The sequence below is a fragment of the Herbaspirillum chlorophenolicum genome, from assembly GCF_001189955.1.
Lineage (GTDB): Bacteria > Pseudomonadota > Gammaproteobacteria > Burkholderiales > Burkholderiaceae_D > Herbaspirillum > Herbaspirillum chlorophenolicum.
In genome coordinates, this window is sequence record NZ_LFLT01000019.1 from 12,338 (window position 1) to 32,077 (window position 19,740).

Genomic DNA, 19,740 nt, shown 5'->3' on the forward strand with positions numbered 1-19,740 from the left:
GTCGCACGCGCGCAATAGGCGCCATGCTGGCACAATAGCCGCACCTGTTTTCGCCCACCCGGAAGGAGACCCACATGTCACATTTTTCCCTGCGCACACCGATCGCCGCCCTTGCCCTCGCCCTGGGCGCGGCCGCTCTGACCGCCCATGCCGATACGCTCAAGTCCGAAAATGAAATCCGCCCGCTGACCGACAAGATCATGGCCCAGGCCGGCGCCGGGCGCACCGACAACGCCTACGGCGCGATGTCGCCTTACGCGCTGATCGACATCCGCGCGCTGGAAGTCGCCCGTACCAACGCACGCAGCTCGCGCATGGCGATCGAAGCGCAAGTCGGCAATTCGATCGGTTACGAGTTCATCCGTTCGGAGAAGGTCGGCGACTCGCTGCTCAAGCTGACCTATATCGAGAAGACCGAGAAGCAAGCCATCCCCTGGCAATTCATCTTCTACAAGACGCCGGCCGGTTGGGGGATCAGCGCTTTCAGTAACGGCGACAACGTGGATGCGCTGTTCGACCACTGACCAGCTTGTCGCTGGCTCAGATCGCCCGCTGCGGCTCCAGGTCCGCGCTTTCGATATCGGTCGCCACGCCGGCGATCTTGTCGGCGATGATGCGGCTGGAACCGCAGGCCGTGGTCCAGCCGTTCGACCCATGCCCGGCATTGAGCCACAGGTTGGCATAGGGCGTCTTGCCGATCAGCGGTGCGCCGTCCGGGGTCATCGGCCGCAGGCCGGCCCAGTATTCGACCCTGACCAGATCGGCGCCGCCGGGATAAAGGTTCTTCAAGGACTTGATCGCGGTAGCGCAGTCGCGCGGCGTGACCTTGGTATCCCAGCTACCGATCTCGGCCGTGCCGGCCGCGCGGATGTGGCTGCCCATGCGGGTGATCGCCACCTTGTAATACTCATCCATGACGCCGCTCCTGGGCGCGCCATCGGGGTCGGCCACCGGCACCGTGATGGCATAGCCCTTGACCGGATAGATCGGCAGATCCAGGCCCAGGGGCTTCAGCATCGGCACCGATGCGGCAGCGCAAGCCACCACATAGGCATCGGCCTGCAGCGTTCCGGCGCTGGTGCGCACACCCGCCACCCGGCCGCCGGCGACCTCGATGCCCTCCACCGTCGTCGACAGGCGGAACGCCACACCTTGTGTCTTGAGCCACTCCGCCAGCGCGCGGGCGAACAGCGGGCAGTTGCCGGTCTCGTCCATCGGCAGCAGCAGGCCCCCTTTCAATTCATTGCGCGCCGCGCGCAAACCCGGATCGAAGGCCACGCAGCCGTCGGCATCGAGCAGCTCGAACGGCACCCCCGCCTCGGCCAGCACCTGGGTCGACAAGCCCGCGTTGTCCACGCCTTCCTGGGTGCGGAACAACTGCAGGTTGCCGCCGGTAGTCTGCTCATACTGGATGTCCAGGCGCTCGCGGATCTGCTTCAACTGCAAGTGGCTGTAGCGCGCCAGGCGTCCCATGCGCGCCTTGTTGACGGCATACCGTTCAGGCGTGCATTGCGCCAGGAAGGTCTTGAGCCACTTCCATTGGTGCGTGTCCAGCCGCGGCGTAAAACGCAACGCGGCTTCGATGCCCATCCAGCTCTGCAGCGACCACTTGAGCGACTTGGCCGGCATGCCCGGCGCCGCCCACGGCGTGGCGTAGGATGGGCAAACGTGGCCGGCATTGCCGACACTGGTCTCGGCCGCCACGTCGGCACGGCGTTCGACCACGGTGACCTCATGGCCGCGCTCGCGGAGAAAATAAGCGGTAGTGACGCCGACGATGCCGGCGCCGAGCACGATGATGCGCATGGTGTTTTCTGGGATGGATAAGATGGGTTAAAGCGTGAGGCCGCCGTCTACATGCCAGACCTGGCCGGTGACATAGGAAGCCGCGGGGCTGAGCAGGAAGCCGATGACATTGGCGATCTCCTGCGGCTGCCCCAAGCGGCGCAGCGGGATGCGGTCGAGCGCAGCCTGCCAGGCAGTCGGGTCGATGGCCGATTTGGCCGGGTCGCTTTTTTGCACATAACCGGGTGCGACCGCATTGACGGTGACGCCGGCCGGCGCCAGCTGCACCGCCAGCGATTTCACCAGCGCCTCGATGCCGGCCTTGGCCGCGGCCGACGCCGGAAAGCCCGATTCGCCCAGGCGGAACACATGCGCCACGAAAGAGCTGACCGCCACCATCCGCCCCGAGCCGGACGCCTGCAATGCATCCTTGCAGGCTGTCGTGAGCCGGAAGAATCCCGAAAGCAGCGCATCGAGCGAACGCGACCAGTCGGCGTCCGACAACTCACCGATACGCTTGCGGTCGGCGAAGCCGGCATTGGCCACCAGCGCATCGAGCCGGCCGAATTCATCCAGCGCCGTGTCGCGCAGCAACGATGCAGTGCCGGGCTCGGCCATGTCGCCGAAGGCCAGCACGCAGCGCGCGCCCTGTTCACCGCAGCGCTGCGCGGTGGCTTGCAGTTCAGGGGAATCGCTGCGCGCGTGCAGTACCAGTGACACGCCCGGCCGCGCCACCGAGGTGGCGACCGCCGCACCGATACCGCGCGCGGCGCCGGTGATGAGGATGGTGCGGTGCGGATCGGCGGAAGCTACGGAAGGGGAAACCTGGCTCATGGTCATTTTCAGATTGGGCGCTTTCCCAATCGCTGGGAAAGCCGGCGGGCGGCGTATTCAAGCACGTCGCAGCGAGTACGCTATTTTAGCCAAACGCTGTAACAGCGTGGGGTGTCAGGCCTATCCAGCATGGCCCGGATGTGTCCGCCGCCGGCCGTTCTCCATTACAATTGCCGGATTCGCGGATTGCCCATCATGCAATCCTTATAAAAGATATCCGTGCCCTCCCCCATGCCTTCCCGACACTTGCCAGCGACAGCGGCGGCTCCTGCCCGAAACCGTGGCGTTGGGGCATGGATCATGCTTGGAAATTTCGCATCCCATCCGCCCCGGACCAGGCCTCTGGTCCATATTGAATCGTATTGAAGGAAAACCGCAGATGTATCAATGGGACTTCGGCTCGCTCTGGCAATTCAAGAGCATCATCGGCATCGGCTTCGTCTACACGCTGAGCTATACCGTGGCCTGTATCGCGCTGGGCCTGCTGGTCGGGCTGGTGGTCGGCCTCGGCCGCCTCTCCAGCAACCCGTTCATCTCGGGGCCGCTGCGCGCCTTCGTCGAGGTGTTCCGCTGCACGCCGGTGCTGGTGCAGCTGGTGTGGTTCTACTACGCGCTGCCGGTGCTGCTGGGCATTGAGATGTCGGCCGGCACCGCGGCCATGCTGTCGCTGGCACTGTACGGCGGCGCGTTCTATTCGGAAATCATCCGCGGCGGCATCGTCTCGATCGACGTCGGCCAGTCCGAAGCCGGCTGGGCGCTGGGCATGACCCGCTTCCAGCTGATGAAGCGCGTGATCCTGCCGCAAGCCTTCAAGCGCATGACCCCGCCGCTGGTGAACCAGTCCATCATGCAGTTGAAGAACACCTCGCTGCTGTCGGTGCTGGCCGTACCCGACCTGCTCTACCAGGGCCAGATCATCGCCCACGAGACCTATCGTCCGCTGGAAATCTACACCCTGGTCGCGATCATCTATTTCCTGATCCTGCTGCCCGCCACCATCTGGGCCAAGCGCCTGGAAACCCGCCTGTCGGCGCAGCACGGTTAAGGAGTCAATGATGAGCAACGGTAATTCGATGATCCAGATCAGCAACCTCAAGAAGGCCTTCGGCGACCACGTGGTGCTGAAAGACATTTCCATCCAGATCGACAAAGGCTGCGTGGTCGCCATGATCGGGCCGTCCGGCTCGGGCAAGTCGACCCTGCTGCGCTGCCTGAACCTGCTGACCGTGCCGGACCAGGGTTCGGTGCGCATCGGCGAGCGCCACTTCGACTTCGACAGCAAGAACGGGAAGAAAACGCGCCTGCCCAAAGACAAGGAGCTGGCCGGCTTCCGTGCCCGCACCGGCATGGTGTTCCAGCATTTCAACCTGTTCCCGCACATGACCGCGCTCGAGAACGTGATGGAAGGCATGGTCACCGTGCTGCGCACGCCCAAGGCCGAAGCCCGCACCAAGGCCCTGGCGCTGCTGCAGAAAGTCGGCCTGGCCGACCGCGCCGACATGTATCCGCAAAAGCTTTCCGGCGGCCAGAAGCAGCGCATCGCCATCGCCCGCGCGCTGGCCATGCAGCCGGACGTGATGCTGTTCGACGAGGCGACCTCGGCGCTCGACCCCGAACTGGTGGGCGAAGTCCTGAACGTGATCCGCAGCCTGGCAGCCGACGGCATGACCATGATCCTGGTCACCCACGAGATCGCCTTCGCGCGCGAAGTGGCCGACCAGGTGGTGTTCATGCGCGACGGCGTGGTGGTGGAGGCCGGCCCGCCATCGCAGGTCATCGACAACCCGCAACAGGCAGCGACCCAGGCTTTCCTGGCGCGCTTCAACGCCTGACCGCCCCACACACCGCCCCTATGAAAACGCGGCTCGACACCCTCGACGACACCGACCGCAACCTGATCGCGCTGCTGCAGGTGTCGGCGCGCGAGAGCGTGGCCAACCTGGCGCGCAAGCTGGGCGTGGCGCGCACCACCGTGGTGGCGCGCCTGGCCCGGCTGGAAAAGAACGGCATCATCGCCGGCTACACCGTCAAGCTGGGCCAGGAAGTGACCGACAACGCGCTGCGTGCGTATGTCGGCATCACCGTCGAGGCAAAGGCCGCGCGCGACGTATTGAAACGCTTCAAGCGCATGCCCGAGATCGAACTGCTGTGCTCGGTCTCCGGCGAGTTCGACTACGTCGCCTGGCTGCGCGCCTCCTCCGCCGAACGGCTCGACCAGTTGCTCGACGAGATCGGCGAGATCGACGGCGTCACCCGCACCACCACTTCCATCGTGCTGTCACGCAAGATCGAACGCTGACCCCGCGCCCGTTTTTCCCGCATCCGAAAAAAAGCCCCGCGGCTCATCCGAGCGCGGGGCTTGTCGTATGCGGCTGTGCGTCAGCCCACCGGATGCGATTACAGCGGAATCTGCGGCGGCACGTCTTCCGGCTTCACGCCGGAAAACTTCTGCAGGTTGCTCAGCACGGTCGGCTTGATCTTGCCGGCATTGCGTTCGGCCACGATCCACTTGTTGATGGTCTCGACCCAGGCCTTGTCGTCTTCCTTGGGCACGCCGATGTTGGTGGAAGTGGCTTCCAGCGGCAGCGGCACGTACATCTTGCCCAGCGACGGGTTCTTCTTGAGGATGTTCAGCGACAGCAGCCACACCAGCACCTGCACGTCGACGCGGCCGGTCTGCAGCGCCAGGGTGGCGTCGTCTGCCTTCTCCAGGCGCACGATGGTGGCGTTCGGGCACACGCGCGAGATCATCTGGTCGTGCGAAGAACCGATGTCCACGGCGATCTTCACTTCCGGCTTGTTGAGGTCGGCCCAGGTCTTGTATTCCTTCTTGGAGACGATGGTGAAGGCGTTCAGGAACAGCGGATCGGAAAAGCCGATCACTTCACGGCGCGCCGGGGTCGGGTTCATGCCGAAGAAGATGTCGATCTTGCGCGTCTGCAGGTCCAGCACCGAGTTGCCCCAGGTGGTTTCGGTGATGTCCAGCTTGACGTTCAGGCTGGTCGCCAGGCTCTTGGCGAAATCGATCATGAAGCCGCCCCATTCGCCGCTGGCCAAATCCTTGTTGTAGTACGGCGCCGCGCCGCGCACCGCGCCGATGCGCAGGGTCTTGGTGCGCTGGATGCGCGCGAAAGTAGCTTCAGTGGAAGCCGGTGCGGGGGCTTGCGCAAAAGCACTGGGCAGGTACGACGCGGCGGCGAGGCCGGCGACGTTGGCGATGAAACTGCGGCGGTTGGTCATGGATTCTCCCTGTTTGGCGGATGGCGGCGACTGTGCGCGTCAAAAATATGTCCGGCAAACAGCCGGACAGCGCCGTCGATTTTAGCCCAGGCACGGGCGGGTGCGTGGGCAATTGCCGGATGAAATTTGTTGTTGCGGCGTCTCTCCAGGATCCGTCAATGCCTGCCATCCCAGCCAATGGGAAACAGGAATAAATCCATCTCTCACATGTCGTCGTCCTGACGAAAGTCAGGACCCCGCGTCGTGCAACGGACGTTGATGCACGGCAAACGTCGCCTGGGCCAAGCCTTCCCTGAGGCGATGATGAATAACCCGACGTTTTGTATTTCAATATCTAACAAAACGTCAATAAAACAACCATTTCAACATCAATCTTCATCTTTTTATCGTACCAACCCTTGCCTAGAATGCTCTACAAGGACATCGAAAAAAGGAGCCGCCATGAAGATCGTACTGCTGGGCGCCGGCCACATCGGCCTGGCCATCGCGCGCCGCCTGCACGGCTGCGGCGACTATGAGGTGCTGGCCGCCGACCGCGACGCGGCTGCGCTCGCGCCGCTGGCGCAACTGGGCGTCGCCACCGAATGCGCCGACTTCAGCGATGCCGCCTGCCTGCAGGCCCTGCTGGCGCGCGGCGACGCCGTCGTCAACGCCCTGCCCTGGCACATGGCCATCACCGTAGCCGAGGCGGCGCGCGCGGCAGGGGTGCATTACTTCGACCTGACCGAGGATGTGCAAGCCACACGCCGCATCATGCAGCTGGCGCAGGACGCCGGATCCGCCTTCATGCCGCAATGCGGGCTGGCGCCGGGTTTCATCGGCATCGCCGCGCACCACCTGGCGCAGGAGTTCGACGACATCGCGGAAATCAAGATGCGGGTCGGCGCGCTGCCGGAGTTCCCCACCAACGAGATCAAGTACAACCTGACCTGGAGCGTGGACGGACTGGTCAACGAGTATTGCCATCCCTGCGAAGCGATCCGCGACGGCCGCCTGCAGGAGGTGCAGCCGCTGGAAGGCCTGGAGCATTTCTCGCTGGACGGCGTCGAGTACGAGGCCTTCAACACCTCGGGCGGGCTGGGCACGCTGTGCACGACGCTGGCCGGCCGCGCCGCCAACCTCGATTACAAGTCGGTGCGCTACCCCGGCCATCGCGACCTGCTGCGCTTCCTGCTGGAAGGCTTGCGCCTGAAGGAACAGCCGGCGCTGCTGAAGGACATATTGCGCCATGCCGTGCCGGCCACGATGCAGGATGTGGTGCTGGTGTTCGTCACCGTCAGCGGCCACCGCAACGGCCAATACCTGCAGCGCGTGTTCAGCCGCAAGGTGTTCGCGCACGAAGCCGATGGCGTGCATGAGAGCGCGATCCAGATCACCACCGCCGCCAGCGTGTGCGCCGCGCTCGACCTGTTCGCCGCCGGCCGGCTGCCGCAGCGCGGCTTCATCCGCCAGGAACAGATCGCCTTGCCCGACCTGCTGGGCAACCGCTTCGGCCGCGCTTATGCGGGAGAAGCAGCGCCTGAACATCCGGCGCGGCGGAGTTACACTGCCCCTATCGCATCCCAGGGAGAACAGCATGACAGCCCCAGCCCCCAACCGCTTGCCGCATGATGTTGCCATCGCGGATTCGCAGCTTATCCGCCTCTTGCGCACGCAGCGCTCCCCGCAGCAGATCGATTTCCTGCTGCGCGCGCTGCATGTGCCGGCCTGTACCGTCAAGCCGCCGCGCGCGGAAGTGAGTCGGCTCGAACTGGCGCAGGCGCTCAACATGCTGCTGTTCGAAAAGCTGCTGCAGGATGTGCCGGACGCCGCCGCCTATGTGGCCGACGCCATGGCCGCAGGCGAGCGCATGCATTTCGACCACGGTGCGCTGCGCACGGTACAAGCCGCCAGCACCGGATTGCTGCCGCCGGGCGAAACCGCCATCACCCGCATCCTGCGTCCGCTGGGCTATGTACAGAATGGCCTCTATCCGCTGGAGCGCATCCGCATGACCGGCCGCACCTACGGCCATGCCGATGCGCCCGAGGAGATCGCCCAGTTCTTCGTCAGCGAGCTCCACGCGGATCGCTTCTCGCCGGAGTTCCAGGCCATCGTCGACCGCGTCATCGGCACCTCGCGCGATCCGCTCACCGGCGATGCCAAGGCCTTGCTGGCGCAAATGGAAACCGATGGCGAACTGCCGCTGGCAGCAGCGCAGGCCTTGTTGCCGGTGCTGCTGTCCTGCTTCGAACGCCAGCACGAATTGCCCAGCGTGGCCGAGTATGAAAGGCTGCGCGCGGAGTCCGCCGAGATGGCCTGGATCGCCACCGAGGGCAATGTCTTCAACCACGCCACCGACCGCGTGCCGGACGTGGAAGCGGTGGCCGAGCATCAACGTGCGCTGGGACGGCCGATGAAGGACAAGATCGAAGTCTCGCGCAACGGCCGCGTGCGCCAGACCGCCTATCGCGCCTGCACCGTATTGCGCCCGATGCGCGATGAGCATGGCGCAGTGCTGGAAAAGGCCGTGCCGGGTTCCTTCTACGAATTCATTTCGCGCGACCGTTACATCGACGAACAGGGCGTAGAACGCCTGGACCTCAGCTTCGACAGCGGCAACGCGCAAGGCATCTTCAAGATGACCGCCAGCGGCGGCATGTAAACGACCACCGGGAGACCACGATGACCAGCGCCGACATCCTCAACGCCTGCGGCCTTGACGCCGCCGCGCTCGACCGCATCGATGGCACGCTCACCGTCCATTCGCCTTGCGACGGCAGCCGCCTGGCGCGCCTGCGCGAACACACGACCGAAGATGCGCAACACCTCATCGCCCAGGCCCATGAGGCCTTTCTCCAATGGCGGAAAACGCCCGCGCCGCTGCGCGGCGAACTGGTGCGCCTGCTGGGAGAGGTATTGCGTGAACGGCGTACTGCGCTGGGCGCGCTGGTGACGCTGGAGGCCGGCAAGATCAAGTCCGAAGGCACGGGTGAAGTACAGGAGATGATCGACATCTGCGACTTCGCCACCGGCCTGTCGCGCCAGCTGCATGGCCTGACCATCGCCAGCGAACGTCCCGGCCACCGCATGATGGAAACCTGGCATCCGCTGGGCGTATGCGGCGTGATCACCGCCTTCAATTTCCCGGTCGCGGTGTGGGCGTGGAACGCCGCGCTGGCGTTGGTATGCGGTGACAGCGTGGTGTGGAAGCCATCGGAGAAAACGCCGCTGACGGCATTGGCCGTCATGCGCGCCTTCGACGAAGCCGCCGCGCGCTTCGAACGCAGCCACCCCGGCGTGGCGCCACAAGGCTTATGCAGCCTGCTGCTGGGCGGCGCACCACTGGGCGAGATGCTCTCGCAATCGCCGCAGGTAGCACTGGTCAGCGCCACCGGCAGCGTCGCCATGGGACGCAAGGTCGCGGTTGCCGTGGCGCAGCGCCTGGGGCGCAGCCTGCTGGAACTGGGCGGCAACAACGCCATGGTCGTCACGCCCAGCGCCGACCTCGAACTGGCGCTGCGCGCCATCGTCTTTTCCGCAGTGGGCACCGCGGGGCAGCGCTGCACCACGCTGCGCCGGCTGATCGTCCACCGCAGCATCGCCGACCGCCTGCATGAGCGCCTGGCCCAGGTTTATGCGCACCTGGCGATCGGCGACCCGCGCGAGGAAGGCAAGCTGGTCGGCCCGCTGATCGACGCTCGCGCCTATGAAGCGATGCAAAACGCGCTGCGCGACGCACGCGAACAAGGCGGCGCCATCACCGGCGGCGAACGCGTGCCGGTCGGCGCGGCGCAAGCGGCCTCTGCGAGCTGGTATGTGAAACCGGCGCTGGTGCGCATGCCGCGTCAAAGCGAGGTCATGCATGCCGAGACGTTCGCGCCCATCCTCTACCTGGTCGAATACGACGGCATCGAGGAAGCCATCGATCTCAACAACGCGGTGCCGCAGGGATTGTCTTCCGCCATCTTCAGCAATGACGTGCGCGAGACGGAGCTGTTCATGTCGGCGCTGGGCAGCGACTGCGGACTGGTCAACGTCAACATCGGCACCAGCGGCGCCGAAATCGGCGGCGCCTTCGGAGGCGAGAAAGAAACCGGCGGCGGCCGCGAGTCGGGATCGGATGCGTGGAAGAACTACATGCGGCGCGCTACCAACACCATCAACTACAGCGGCGCCTTGCCGCTGGCACAGGGTGTGAGGTTTGACATCGGGTGATGCCCTTCGGTAGCGATGGCAGATGGCGCGCTGTACATTGCCAGGCAGCGGCGTTATCGCTGCCGCGGCATCCTTGCAAATCCCAGCACTTTTTAACAGCAACGCCATCTGCGTAAATCCGGGTAAGAAGCCCCCTGCCCCAATCCGCCCAAGCTTACGCTGTGATTCCTGCGCCTCGTTCTCCGCAGCAACAATGCTGCGGCGATGTGCAGTATCAAAAGCATAGCAAGAGGGGGATCTCATGCGCACACCACATCTATCCCGGCGCCTGCGCGCCGGAGGCCTGTTCGCTGCCTGTATCGGCGCTACCGCGCTGGCCGGCTGCGCCAATTTCAGCGAAGTGCAATCCGAGGAGCGCGACATGTTCATGGTCACCGCCACCGGCGTGAGCTACACCATGTCGATACCCGCGCTGACCGCCGCCGCCAAGGAAAAAGCCTACGACTTCTGCGGCAAGCAGCAGATGAATGCCGACCTGCGCCAACTGGTGCGCGGCTGGCGGCCGATGCAAGTTGATCTGTATTTCCGCTGCCAGCCCAAAGGCATCAGCCTGCAGGCCCTGCTCGATTAAAGCCGGCTGCGGATTCAGGCAGGAAAGTCGCGCTCGCGCTGCACGCTGCCATCCGCGGCAAAGCCGTCGGCCAGCCTGAATTGCGCCACGCCCAGCGTGGAGACCGCATCGGCGGCATCGGCCAGTTGTTCATGCGGGTCGCCTTCCAGCACCCGCGCCGCTTGCGCCAGCACTTGCCCGGCGGCGCGCAGTTGCACCTGCAATACGGTCTCGCCGTCTTCATCGGCTACCGCGAAGATCGCGGTAGCATCGGCGGCGGCCGTGCCTGACTGCGCCAGGCCGTGCTCCAGCTCCGACATCATCTGCAGCGTGCCGTATTCCGCATTGCCGGTCTGCTTGCCGCCGTGGAACAGGTCCTGGTACATGAAGTGCAATTGACACCGCGCCTCGTCGCCGGATTTGCCGGTCAGGCAGTGCTGCATCAGCGGCGTGTGTTTTTCGGCCCAGGTGCGGAAGCGTTCGGCGCGCTGTTCGAAGTAAGCGTCGGCGGCGGCCTCGTCCTGCGGGATCGCATAGAAAGGATCGTCCAGGTCCTTCAGGGCGAAGCCGAGCAGGAAGCGCAACTCCAGCACCTCATCGTCCGCCGCAAAGTCATTGGCCGGCCAGCCGCGCATGCTGCGCTCGATGGCCGGTACGCTCATCACCTTCTTGTCGGTCAGCGAAGCGAACGCATCGCGGTTCATGGCATCGACATCGCTATAGGTCAGCGCACCGATCTCGTCCGGGTGGTACAGGTGGTGCACCAGCACCACGCGGGCTTTCGGGCTTTCCAGTCCGGCTTCCTGCAAACTGGCGCGCAGCGTGTCGAAAGCATCGCCATCGGTGAACACGCGCCCGGCCTGCAACCCGCCCTGGGTGCGCGCCAGGAACGGGATCAGGAAAGCGTTGATTTCCATTTCCTTCTCGCCGCGGCGCATGAACACGATATCGGCGGCCTCTTCCGCCACCGCGCGCAGCAAGGCATGGCCGCGGCTGTCTTCAAAGCGCAGGTGCTCCAGCGCTTCATACAAGGTTTCGTCATCGCGCTGGCGCAGGCATTTGCGGATCATGCGTTCCAGCTCGTCCTGGCCGACACGGCGTCCGGCCGCGTCCGGCTCGCCGGCGGCCACGGCGGCAGCCAGCGCGGCCAATTGCAAGACCTGCTCCTCGCCCTCGTCTTGCTCCTGCGATGCGGCGTGGGCATTATGCTGGCGGCGGCGCGAGGCGTCGGTGGCGACGTGGGTCTTGGGTTTGCCCCTGGCCGGGCCTTGCGGCCTGGCGGCGGCCTTGCTGTTCGGATTGCCATTCGGCTTGCCCTGCGGGCGGGTTGGTTTATTCATGGTTTTTCCTGGTATTCAATCTTGGCGCCGCCACCGGGCAGGGTCGCCAGCAACACGCCGGCCAACGCTACGGCGAAGGCCGCGCCCTGCAGCACGGTCAGGCTTTCGCCCAACGCAGCCACCCCCACCAGCGCGGCGCTGACCGGCAGCATCACGGTGAACACACCGGCGCGCCCGGCCGGTACCACCTTCAGGCCGGTCATCCACAGCCATACGCTCCACACGCTGGCGGCCAGCGCATAGAACACCAGCAGCAGCCAGATATTGGCCGATACGGCGCCGAAATCGAAACGCAATGCGGTGTAGAGCCCCATGGGCGTCATCAGCAGCAGGCCCCACAGGTTGATGATGGCGCTGATGCGCTTGGGGGTGAGTACTGCGGTCAGCCTCTTGCCGATCACCGCATACGAGGCTTCGCACAATACCGCGCAAAACACCAGCAGGTTGCCCAGCCAGATATATTGGCCGTGGGCCTCGCCAGCGCCGTGGGTGTTCTTGGCGAACGACAGCATGCCGATGCCCAGCGCGCCGCACGCCACTGCACCCCACACGCGCGGCGTGATTTTTTCTTTCAGGAAGATCCAGCTCATCAGCGCCACCACGGCGGGAATGGCCGACATGATCACGCCGGCCGACACCGCACTGGTCATCGACACGCCGGTGATCATGCAGATCGTGAACAGGAAATTGCCGAGGAAGGACTCCAGGAACACCAGCCGGCGCGACTGCGGCGACAGCGGCTTTTCATCCGCAGGCTTCTTCATCCAGCGCAGCATGGCGACGGCGCCGATGCCGAAACGCAGCCACGCAAGCAGAAAGATCGGCAGCGCCGCCGCCAGCGGTTTGGTCAGCGCGACGTAGGCGCCGACCATGGACATGCTCAGCATCAGGCAGCCGTAGCCCATGGCCCGGCTCGGGGTATAGCTCATTCGTTCCTTGTCTGGTGGGTGGCAGCTGGGGGCTGGGGCGGGGCCGGCAGTGCGGGCCGCCCAGGCAAGGCTGCATTTTAATCCGAAACGATGGGATGGCCGGATGCCGTATGCGCAGGCCAGCCGGGCGGATGGAAAAGCCTGGCGCCCGCTTATGCCTTATCTGCATAAGCCGAAAAAGCCTGTCGCCATCGGCACTGCCCTTCCATGCACGCTAAGCATGAACGCCACCCCGCCCGGGGCGCATACTGGGCGGTATCGGACAACACGTCCGGCCCACCACCGCAAAGGAAACACCATGGCCCCCCTCATCGAAGGCACCCGCTCGTTCGGCATCATCGGCGGACTCGGTCCGCTGGCCAGTGCCGATGTTTTCTTCAAGCTGATGAAGGCCATGGCGGCGCACGGCAATATCGAGCAAGCCGATGTCGTGTTCGAACAGCATCCATTCCACGGCAGCGGTTCGACCAGCGCCGCCACCACCGAACGCAAGCTGTATGTGTTCGACATGATCCGCGATTTCGAAAGGCGCGGCGTCGGCGCGGTGGTGCTGCCCTGCTTCCTCAGCCACACCTTCCTCGACGAACTCAAGTCCAACACCACCCTGCCCATCGTCGACCTGATGGATGCGCTGCGCAGCCATGTGCGCCGCGCCCACCCGGCAGCCTCCCGCATCGGCGTGCTGACTTCGGACTACACGCGCGGCAGCGGCCTGTTCGAACGCTACTTTCCCGCCCCGGCCTTCGATGTGATCTATCCCCGCATGCCGCAGGGCCGCGATGCGGTGACCGAAGCGGTCTATGGCGCTGGCGGCATCAAGCAGGGTGCGCTCACCGGCAAGCCCTTGCAGTTGCTGGCCGAAGCCGCACAGGATCTGGTGGCGCAAGGCGCAGACCTGATCCTGCCCGGCCTCACCGAAGTCGCGCTGGTGGCGCATGCCATCGGCACGCTGCCGGTGCCGGTCGTCGATGCCAACCAGGTCTACGCGCAATGCGTGGCCGATGGCCGGCGCGAGATGTCGGCCAAGCCGTTCAAGATTGGTGTGGTGGGTGGCGTGGGGCCGGCGGCCACGGTGGATTTCATGCAAAAGATCGTGCGCAACACGCCGGCCGAACGCGACCAGGACCATATCAAGGTGCATGTGGAACAGAACCCGCAGATTCCCGACCGCACCGAGAACCTGGTCGGCAAGGGGCCGGACCCGACCATCGCGCTGTATGCCACCTGCAAGAAACTGGAGGAAGGCGGCGCCGACCTCATCGCGATTCCCTGCAACACCGCGCACGCCTATGTGGAACGCATCCAGTCCAGCCTCTCCATCCCCATCGTCAACATGCTGACGGTGACCGTGGAAAGCATTCGCGCGCGTTTCCCGGACCTGAAGCAGGTCGGCCTGCTGGCGACCTCCGGCACCGTCGGCAGCGGCGTCTACCGCCGTGCACTGGAAGACAAGGGACTGGAGCAGTTGCTACCCACCCCGGCCATGCAAGAGCGCGTGATGAACGCCATCTACGGCCGCGAAGGGGTGAAGGCGGGTTATACCGAAGGCCAGTGCCAGGACGACATCCGCGCCGGCCTGGATGACCTGGTGCGGCAAGGCGCCGACGTGGTCATCCTGGGGTGCACCGAACTGCCGCTGCTGCTGCCGTTCCCGCAACTGGAACACGGCAGCGGCAAGATCGTCGCGCTGGTCGACCCCACCGACACGCTGGCGCGGCGCTGCGTGGCGTATGCGGGAACGGCCACGGAATAAAAATTACCAGGCGGCCAGGATTCCGCCCTTGAACTCGGTTTCAACGAAGCGCTTCACCTCATCCGACTGGTAGGCTTGCACCAGCTTGGGCAGCCAGGGCTGCTCCTTGTCCTTCTCGCGCACGGCGATCAGGCAAGCATAGGGGCTGTCGCCATTCTCCACTACCAGGCTGTCCCTGGCAGGGTTCAAACCGGCCTTGGAGGCAAAGTCGGCGTTGATCGCGGAGGCATCGAGGTCGTCCAGCGTGCGCGGCAATTGTCCCGCATCGATTTCGACGAACTTCCACTTCTTCGGGTTATCGACGATATCGATGGGCGTGGCATTGGTCCCGGTCAGGGCATCGATGCCGGCGCGCAGCTTGATCGCGCCATGCTTTTGCAACAGCAGCAGCACGCGGCTTTCATTGGCCGGGTCGTTGGGAATGCCGATCTTGGCGCCGGCAGGGATGTCTTCCAGCTTGCGGTACTTCTTCGAATAGATCGCCATCGGCCCGATCATGGTCTTGCCGACGCCGTACAGCTTGTAGCCGCGCGCCTTGATCTGCGCGTTGAGGAAGGGCCGGTGCTGGTAGCTGTTGGCGTCGAGTTCGCCGGCATCGAGTGCGGCATTGGGCTGGATGTAGTCGTTGAATTCGATGATCTTGATCTTGTAGCCCGGATTGTCGCGCTCGAACACCCGCTTGGCCGCTTCGAAGATCTGCGCATGCGGGCCGCTGGTGACGCCGACCTTCAACACCTTCTCCTGTGCCCGGGCCGGTACGTGCATCACCAGCGCCGCCGCCAATGCCGTCCCCGCCACTGCCTTGATCCATGTCGCCACTGCGTGTTTCATCCGTCGTCCTCAGCAAGAAAAACAGCCAATGTAGCGACGGCCTCATTGCAGTGGAACGAATCTTTTCCGACTTGAATATGTGCCGCCTGCATTTGTGAGGCCAACGCTCATCAATAGGTGTGCGACTCCGGCTCGTGCGCGCGAAATGCTGCGGCAGCGTGGTTCTGCGGCAGCACCGATGCACCGCCAAACAACTTCTCGCGCAGCGTGCCGTCAGCGTAGTCGCGTTTGTAGGAGCCGCGTTCCTGCAACACCGGGATCACCAGGTCGACGAAGTCTTCGAAGCTCTCGGGCGTGACCGTGCGCGTGAGGTTGAAGCCGTCGATGCCGGTATCGGCCATCCAGGCTTCCAGCCCATCGGCCACCTGGGTGGGCGAACCGACCACGGTGGCGTAGCGTCCGCCCAGCTCAAGCTGCTGGAGCAGCTTGCGCTTGGTCCAGTTGAGCTCGGGATTGGTCACGGTCTTGGCCAGCGATTCGATGGAATTGGTCTTGGCCGCGCGGATCGGCTCATCCGGTTCATATTGCGAGAAGTCGATGCCGGTACCGGCCGAGAAATGCGCGAGCCCGGCTTCCGGGCTGGCATGGCTGGCGTACTCGCGGTACTTGTCGCGTGCGGCCTGCTCGGTGGCGGCGGTGACCACGGTCAGGCCCATGAAGACCTTGACGTCGTCCGGGTTGCGCCCTTCGCGCGCGGCGCCTTCGCGGATGCCCTGCACCAGCTTCCGGGCGGCATCGCGCGTCTGGCTGGAGATGAACACGCACTCGGCATGGCGCGCGCCGAAAGCCTGCCCGCGTCCGGACGAGCCGGCCTGGTACAGCACCGGCGTGCGCTGGCGCGAAGGCTCCGACAAGTGGATGCCCTCGACGCGGTAGTAGTCGCCGCTGTGCCTGATCTTGTGCACCTTGGACGGATCGGCGTAGATGCGGTTGGCGCGGTCGCGCACCACGGCGCCGTCTTCCCAGCTGCCTTCCCACAGCTTGTAGACCACTTCCATGAATTCGTCGGCGCGGTCGTAGCGCTGGTCGTGCTCCAGTTGCTCGGTCAGGCCCATGGCGCGCGCGGCGCTGTCGAGGTAACCGGTAACGATGTTCCAACCGACGCGCCCCTTGGTGAGATGGTCAAGCGTGGACATGCGGCGTGCGAACAGGAACGGCGCCTCGTAGGTCAGGTTGGCAGTGATGCCGAAACCGAGGTGCTCGGTAACCACGGCCATGGCTGAAATCAGCAGCAACGGATCGTTCACCGGCAACTGGATCGATTCGCGCAGCGTGATGTCGACCGATTGCTGGTAGACATCGTAGACGCCGACGATGTCGGCCAGGAACAGGCCGTCGAACTTGCCGCGCTCCAGCAGTTTCGCCAAGTGCGTCCAGTAAGCGATGTCGGTGTAGTCCTGCGAACGGTCGCGCGGGTGTGTCCACAGGCCGTGGTTGATGTGGTTCACGCAATTCATGTTGAACGCGTTGAGCCGGATCTGCTTCTTGCTCATCGGCGGCTCCTGCTACAACGCACCGTGGCGCGGCGGCTTCTTGCCATTGAGATAGAAGTTGCCGATGGCGTGGTACTTCCAGCGCACCGGATCGTGCAGCGTGTGGGTGCGGGCGTTGCGCCAGTGGCGGTCGAGGTTGTGCTCGGCCAGCGTCGATTGCGAGCCGGCCAGTTCGAACAGCTTGCTGCCGGCCGCCAGCGAGACTTCAGTGGTCAGCACGCGCGCTTCGGCCACGGCAATCGAGGCTTCAGCCACGCTGTCTTCGGTGGGCGCGGCGGCGGCGGCGTCCACCTTGTGCCCGGCGCGCTGCACCAGCGCTTCGGCGGCATGCAGCTGGATGGTCAGGTCGCCCACTTCGCGGATGGTGAGCGGATCGTCACCGGCACGTTCGACGCCGCTGTCGATCCAGGGGCGCGAGCGCGTCTTCACGAAGGCAATCAGGTCGCGGTAGGCGGCACGCGCGATGCCCAGGTCGATGGCGGCGTGCTGGATCTGCGCCATCGGGCCGATCTGGGTCGGGCGCGTGAAGGCGGAAGCGAAGCCGATCACGGCGTCGGCCGGCACGTGTACGTTCTCGAACACGGCACTGCCGCTGCCGGTGGTGCGCTGGCCGAAGCCCGACCAGTCATCGATGATGGTCAGGCCCGGTGCGTGGCGCGGCACGATGGCCAGTTGCTGCACGCCGTTCTCGTCGACCACCGAGGTCGGCACCCAGTCGGCATACAGCGCGCCGGTGGCGTAGAACTTGCGGCCGTTGATGCGATAGCCGGGGCCGTTCGCATCGCGCGTGAGGCTGGTCTTGCGGTCGTGCGATGTCTTGGTGCCCAGTTCGGCCAGCGCGTTGCCCAGGCGGTCGCCTTGCAGCACGCGTTCGAAGAAGAAGCGCTTCTGCGATTCGTTGCCGTTGACGCGGATCAGCTCGACCGCATAGAAATGGTTCTGCGGGATCTGGCCGATGGAACCGTCTGCCGAGGAGATGGTGGCGATCACTTCGGCCAGCGTGCCGTAAGAAACGCCGGCGCCGCCGTATTCCCTGGGCACGGTGATGCCCCACAGGCCGGAGCGCACGTAGCGTTCCAGTTCGTCCCAGGGCAGCTTGCGCTCGCGGTCGCGCAGGGCGGACTCGCGCTCGAAGTCTTCGGCCAGCTTGCGCGCCACGGCCAGCGCCTCGGCATCATCGCGGATGCGGGCGACGATGCGCGGGGTGGCGGAAGCCGAGGATGGCGGCAGGGAATCGAGCGCGGTGGCAGTAGTGGCTGCGGTTTGGGTCATGACGTTTCTTCGGACAAGGGTCGATCGATGGGTGCGGAGCGCTTCAGCTCCATGAATGGCGCGGCGGCGGCGTGCCGTTCAGGGCGTGGTTGCCGACCGCGTAATATTTCCAGCGCACCGGATCGTGCAACGTATGCACGCGCGCGTTGCGCCAGTGGCGGTCGAGATTGTGGGCGGCCAGCGTGGAGGCCGAGCCGGCCAGTTCGAACAGCTTTTCGGACGCCAGCAGCGACAGCTCGGTGGAGAGCACCTTGGCTTCTGCCACGGCAACCGAGGCTTCGGCCATCTGGTCGAAGCTGATGGCGTCAGGCAAGGCGTCCGCACGCCCGCTGCGCGTTCCAGCAGCGCGTCGCTGGCGTGCAGGCGCAGCTTCAGATTGCCGATGTCGCGGATGATGTAAGGGTCGTCGCCGGCGCGCTCGACGCCGCTGTCGGCGTAGGGTCGCGAGCGCGTGGTCACGAATTCGATGGCGTCGCGTACCGCCGCATGGGCGATGCCGGCGTCGATGGCGGCCTGGATCAGTTGCGACACCGGACCGATGTTGTTGGGCTGCTTGAGAAAATCCTTCACCTGCAGCACCTGCGAAGCCGGCACACGCACGCGGTCGAACACTACGCTGCCGCTGGCGGTGGTGCGCTGGCCGAAGCTGGACCAATCGTCGACCACCCGCAAACCCGGCGCATCAAAACGGTTGTAGACGAACAGCGGATCGCCCTGGTCGTCGATGGCGCGGCTGGGAATCCAGTGCGCGTACAAGGCGCCGGTGGAATAAAAGCGCGTGCCGGTCAGCAGGTAGCTGCCGTCGCCGGCCTCGTCGTCGAGTACGGCGCGGGTGCGCACGTCGAGCACGTTCTTGCTGTTGCGTTCCGGCCCGGCGTTGCCGAAGCGGGCGCCGTTGAGGGCCTCCCCGAAGAAAAAGCGTTTCTGCTCCTCGCTGCCGGCATTGGCGATGACGTTGAGGTTACCGAAATGGTTCTGCGGAATCTGGCCGATCGACGGGTCGGCGGCGGAGACGATCTTGAAGACCTCGGCCACCGTGGCCCACGATGCGCCGATGCCGCCATAGGCGCGCGGCACGGCGATGGCCCATAAGCCGCTGTGCGAGAAGCGCTCGATCTCCTCGAACGGCAAGCGGCGTTCACGATCGCGCTCGGCTGCGCCCCGGGCGAATTCCTGCGCCAGCGCATGCGCGACTTGCAGCGCCTGGGCCTGGCTGGCGATGCGCTGGGCAGTGCGTTGGAAGAGGTGCCGCACGCTGGGGGCGCGCAAGGCGTCGATGGCCGCTGACATGAAACAATGATCCTTCCTGATATGGCCGGCGCTGTCCCGATGTGGGCGCACCAGGGCGGAGGATCATTAAAGCAAAGCATCGCGCCGGGCAGAACGAAGCATTCCGCATGTGCTTGCTTGGATTTCTCATGCCGCGTTTTCCGCACATGCATATACGTTGTGTGTCGCAAGAACCCGGCCTGCCATGGAGAGACAAAAAAAATGCCGCCCGGCTGGCCGGACGGCA

At 64.9% G+C, this 19,740-nt stretch carries 17 protein-coding genes and 1 pseudogene; 9 read left to right on the forward strand and 9 right to left on the reverse strand.

The genetic code is table 11. The features are described from left to right. The first annotated feature begins 74 nt into the window (after positions 1-74). The gene (locus tag AKL28_RS13060) at positions 75-524 is read left to right on the forward strand and encodes a hypothetical protein (protein WP_050468584.1); all 450 of its coding nucleotides are present in this window, start codon (positions 75-77) and stop codon (positions 522-524) included. Between the two features lie 16 nt (positions 525-540). Here AKL28_RS13060 and AKL28_RS13065 read toward each other — a convergent pair whose 3' ends face one another. Further along, positions 541-1,806 (reverse strand): D-amino acid dehydrogenase, encoded by a 1,266-nt coding sequence (locus AKL28_RS13065; RefSeq protein ID WP_050468585.1) that lies wholly within the window; start codon positions 1,804-1,806, stop codon positions 541-543. Positions 1,807-1,833: 27 nt separating this feature from the next. Continuing rightward, complete coding sequence (locus AKL28_RS13070) at positions 1,834-2,619, reverse strand: SDR family NAD(P)-dependent oxidoreductase (protein WP_050468587.1); 786 nt, start codon at positions 2,617-2,619, stop codon at positions 1,834-1,836. A gap of 379 nt (positions 2,620-2,998) precedes the next feature. Here AKL28_RS13070 and AKL28_RS13075 point away from each other — a divergent pair, with 379 nt between their 5' ends. The 3 genes from AKL28_RS13075 to AKL28_RS13085 are packed head-to-tail and all read left to right on the forward strand — an operon-like array spanning position 2,999 to position 4,918. After that, positions 2,999-3,664 carry an amino acid ABC transporter permease gene (locus tag AKL28_RS13075; protein ID WP_050468588.1) on the forward strand — a complete coding sequence of 222 codons (666 nt, stop codon included), beginning with the start codon at positions 2,999-3,001 and terminating at the stop codon, positions 3,662-3,664. A 10-nt stretch (positions 3,665-3,674) separates the two neighbouring features. Beyond that, on the forward strand, positions 3,675-4,451 hold the full coding sequence (locus tag AKL28_RS13080; RefSeq protein WP_050468655.1) for an amino acid ABC transporter ATP-binding protein: 777 nt from the start codon (positions 3,675-3,677) through the stop codon (positions 4,449-4,451). A 20-nt stretch (positions 4,452-4,471) separates the two neighbouring features. Then, complete coding sequence (locus tag AKL28_RS13085) at positions 4,472-4,918, forward strand: Lrp/AsnC family transcriptional regulator (protein ID WP_050468589.1); 447 nt, start codon at positions 4,472-4,474, stop codon at positions 4,916-4,918. Between the two features lie 98 nt (positions 4,919-5,016). On the opposite strand, the gene AKL28_RS13090 is transcribed toward AKL28_RS13085, so the two are convergent. Continuing rightward, entirely contained in the window at positions 5,017-5,859 is an 843-nt protein-coding gene (locus AKL28_RS13090; RefSeq protein ID WP_050468590.1) for a transporter substrate-binding domain-containing protein, read from the reverse strand. A gap of 441 nt (positions 5,860-6,300) precedes the next feature. Here AKL28_RS13090 and AKL28_RS13095 point away from each other — a divergent pair, with 441 nt between their 5' ends. From AKL28_RS13095 to AKL28_RS13110, 4 genes are all read left to right on the forward strand, one after another. Beyond that, a complete protein-coding gene (locus tag AKL28_RS13095; RefSeq protein WP_050468591.1) occupies positions 6,301-7,470 on the forward strand; it encodes a saccharopine dehydrogenase C-terminal domain-containing protein in 1,170 nt (389 codons plus the stop codon). Continuing rightward, on the forward strand, positions 7,436-8,503 hold the full coding sequence (locus tag AKL28_RS13100) for a 2-oxoadipate dioxygenase/decarboxylase family protein (RefSeq protein ID WP_082221487.1): 1,068 nt from the start codon (positions 7,436-7,438) through the stop codon (positions 8,501-8,503). Before AKL28_RS13095 ends, AKL28_RS13100 begins: the two co-directional genes overlap by 35 nt. A gap of 20 nt (positions 8,504-8,523) precedes the next feature. Further along, entirely contained in the window at positions 8,524-10,056 is a 1,533-nt protein-coding gene (gene amaB, locus AKL28_RS13105; protein WP_050468592.1) for an L-piperidine-6-carboxylate dehydrogenase, read from the forward strand. Between the two features lie 241 nt (positions 10,057-10,297). Next, positions 10,298-10,627, forward strand: a complete 330-nt coding sequence (locus tag AKL28_RS13110) for a hypothetical protein (RefSeq protein WP_050468593.1) — start codon at positions 10,298-10,300, stop codon at positions 10,625-10,627. A gap of 14 nt (positions 10,628-10,641) precedes the next feature. On the opposite strand, the gene AKL28_RS13115 is transcribed toward AKL28_RS13110, so the two are convergent. Further along, positions 10,642-11,946 carry a DUF2863 family protein gene (locus AKL28_RS13115; RefSeq protein WP_050468594.1) on the reverse strand — a complete coding sequence of 435 codons (1,305 nt, stop codon included), beginning with the start codon at positions 11,944-11,946 and terminating at the stop codon, positions 10,642-10,644. Next, positions 11,943-12,875, reverse strand: a complete 933-nt coding sequence (locus tag AKL28_RS13120) for a DMT family transporter (protein WP_050468595.1) — start codon at positions 12,873-12,875, stop codon at positions 11,943-11,945. Before AKL28_RS13120 ends, AKL28_RS13115 begins: the two co-directional genes overlap by 4 nt. 298 nt (positions 12,876-13,173) lie before the next feature. Here AKL28_RS13120 and cuyB point away from each other — a divergent pair, with 298 nt between their 5' ends. Further along, positions 13,174-14,628, forward strand: coding sequence for a cysteate racemase (gene cuyB, locus AKL28_RS13125; RefSeq protein WP_050468596.1), 1,455 nt, complete (start codon positions 13,174-13,176; stop codon positions 14,626-14,628). A 3-nt stretch (positions 14,629-14,631) separates the two neighbouring features. On the opposite strand, the gene AKL28_RS13130 is transcribed toward cuyB, so the two are convergent. From AKL28_RS13130 to AKL28_RS13145, 4 genes and pseudogenes are all read right to left on the reverse strand, one after another. Beyond that, positions 14,632-15,393, reverse strand: a complete 762-nt coding sequence (locus AKL28_RS13130) for a MetQ/NlpA family ABC transporter substrate-binding protein (RefSeq protein WP_414735701.1) — start codon at positions 15,391-15,393, stop codon at positions 14,632-14,634. A 176-nt stretch (positions 15,394-15,569) separates the two neighbouring features. Beyond that, entirely contained in the window at positions 15,570-16,952 is a 1,383-nt protein-coding gene (locus AKL28_RS13135) for an LLM class flavin-dependent oxidoreductase (protein ID WP_050468599.1), read from the reverse strand. A gap of 12 nt (positions 16,953-16,964) precedes the next feature. Next, a complete protein-coding gene (locus tag AKL28_RS13140) occupies positions 16,965-18,224 on the reverse strand; it encodes an SfnB family sulfur acquisition oxidoreductase (protein ID WP_050468600.1) in 1,260 nt (419 codons plus the stop codon). Between the two features lie 43 nt (positions 18,225-18,267). Further along, a pseudogene (locus AKL28_RS13145) lies at positions 18,268-19,514 on the reverse strand (SfnB family sulfur acquisition oxidoreductase). Positions 19,515-19,740 lie beyond the last annotated feature (226 nt).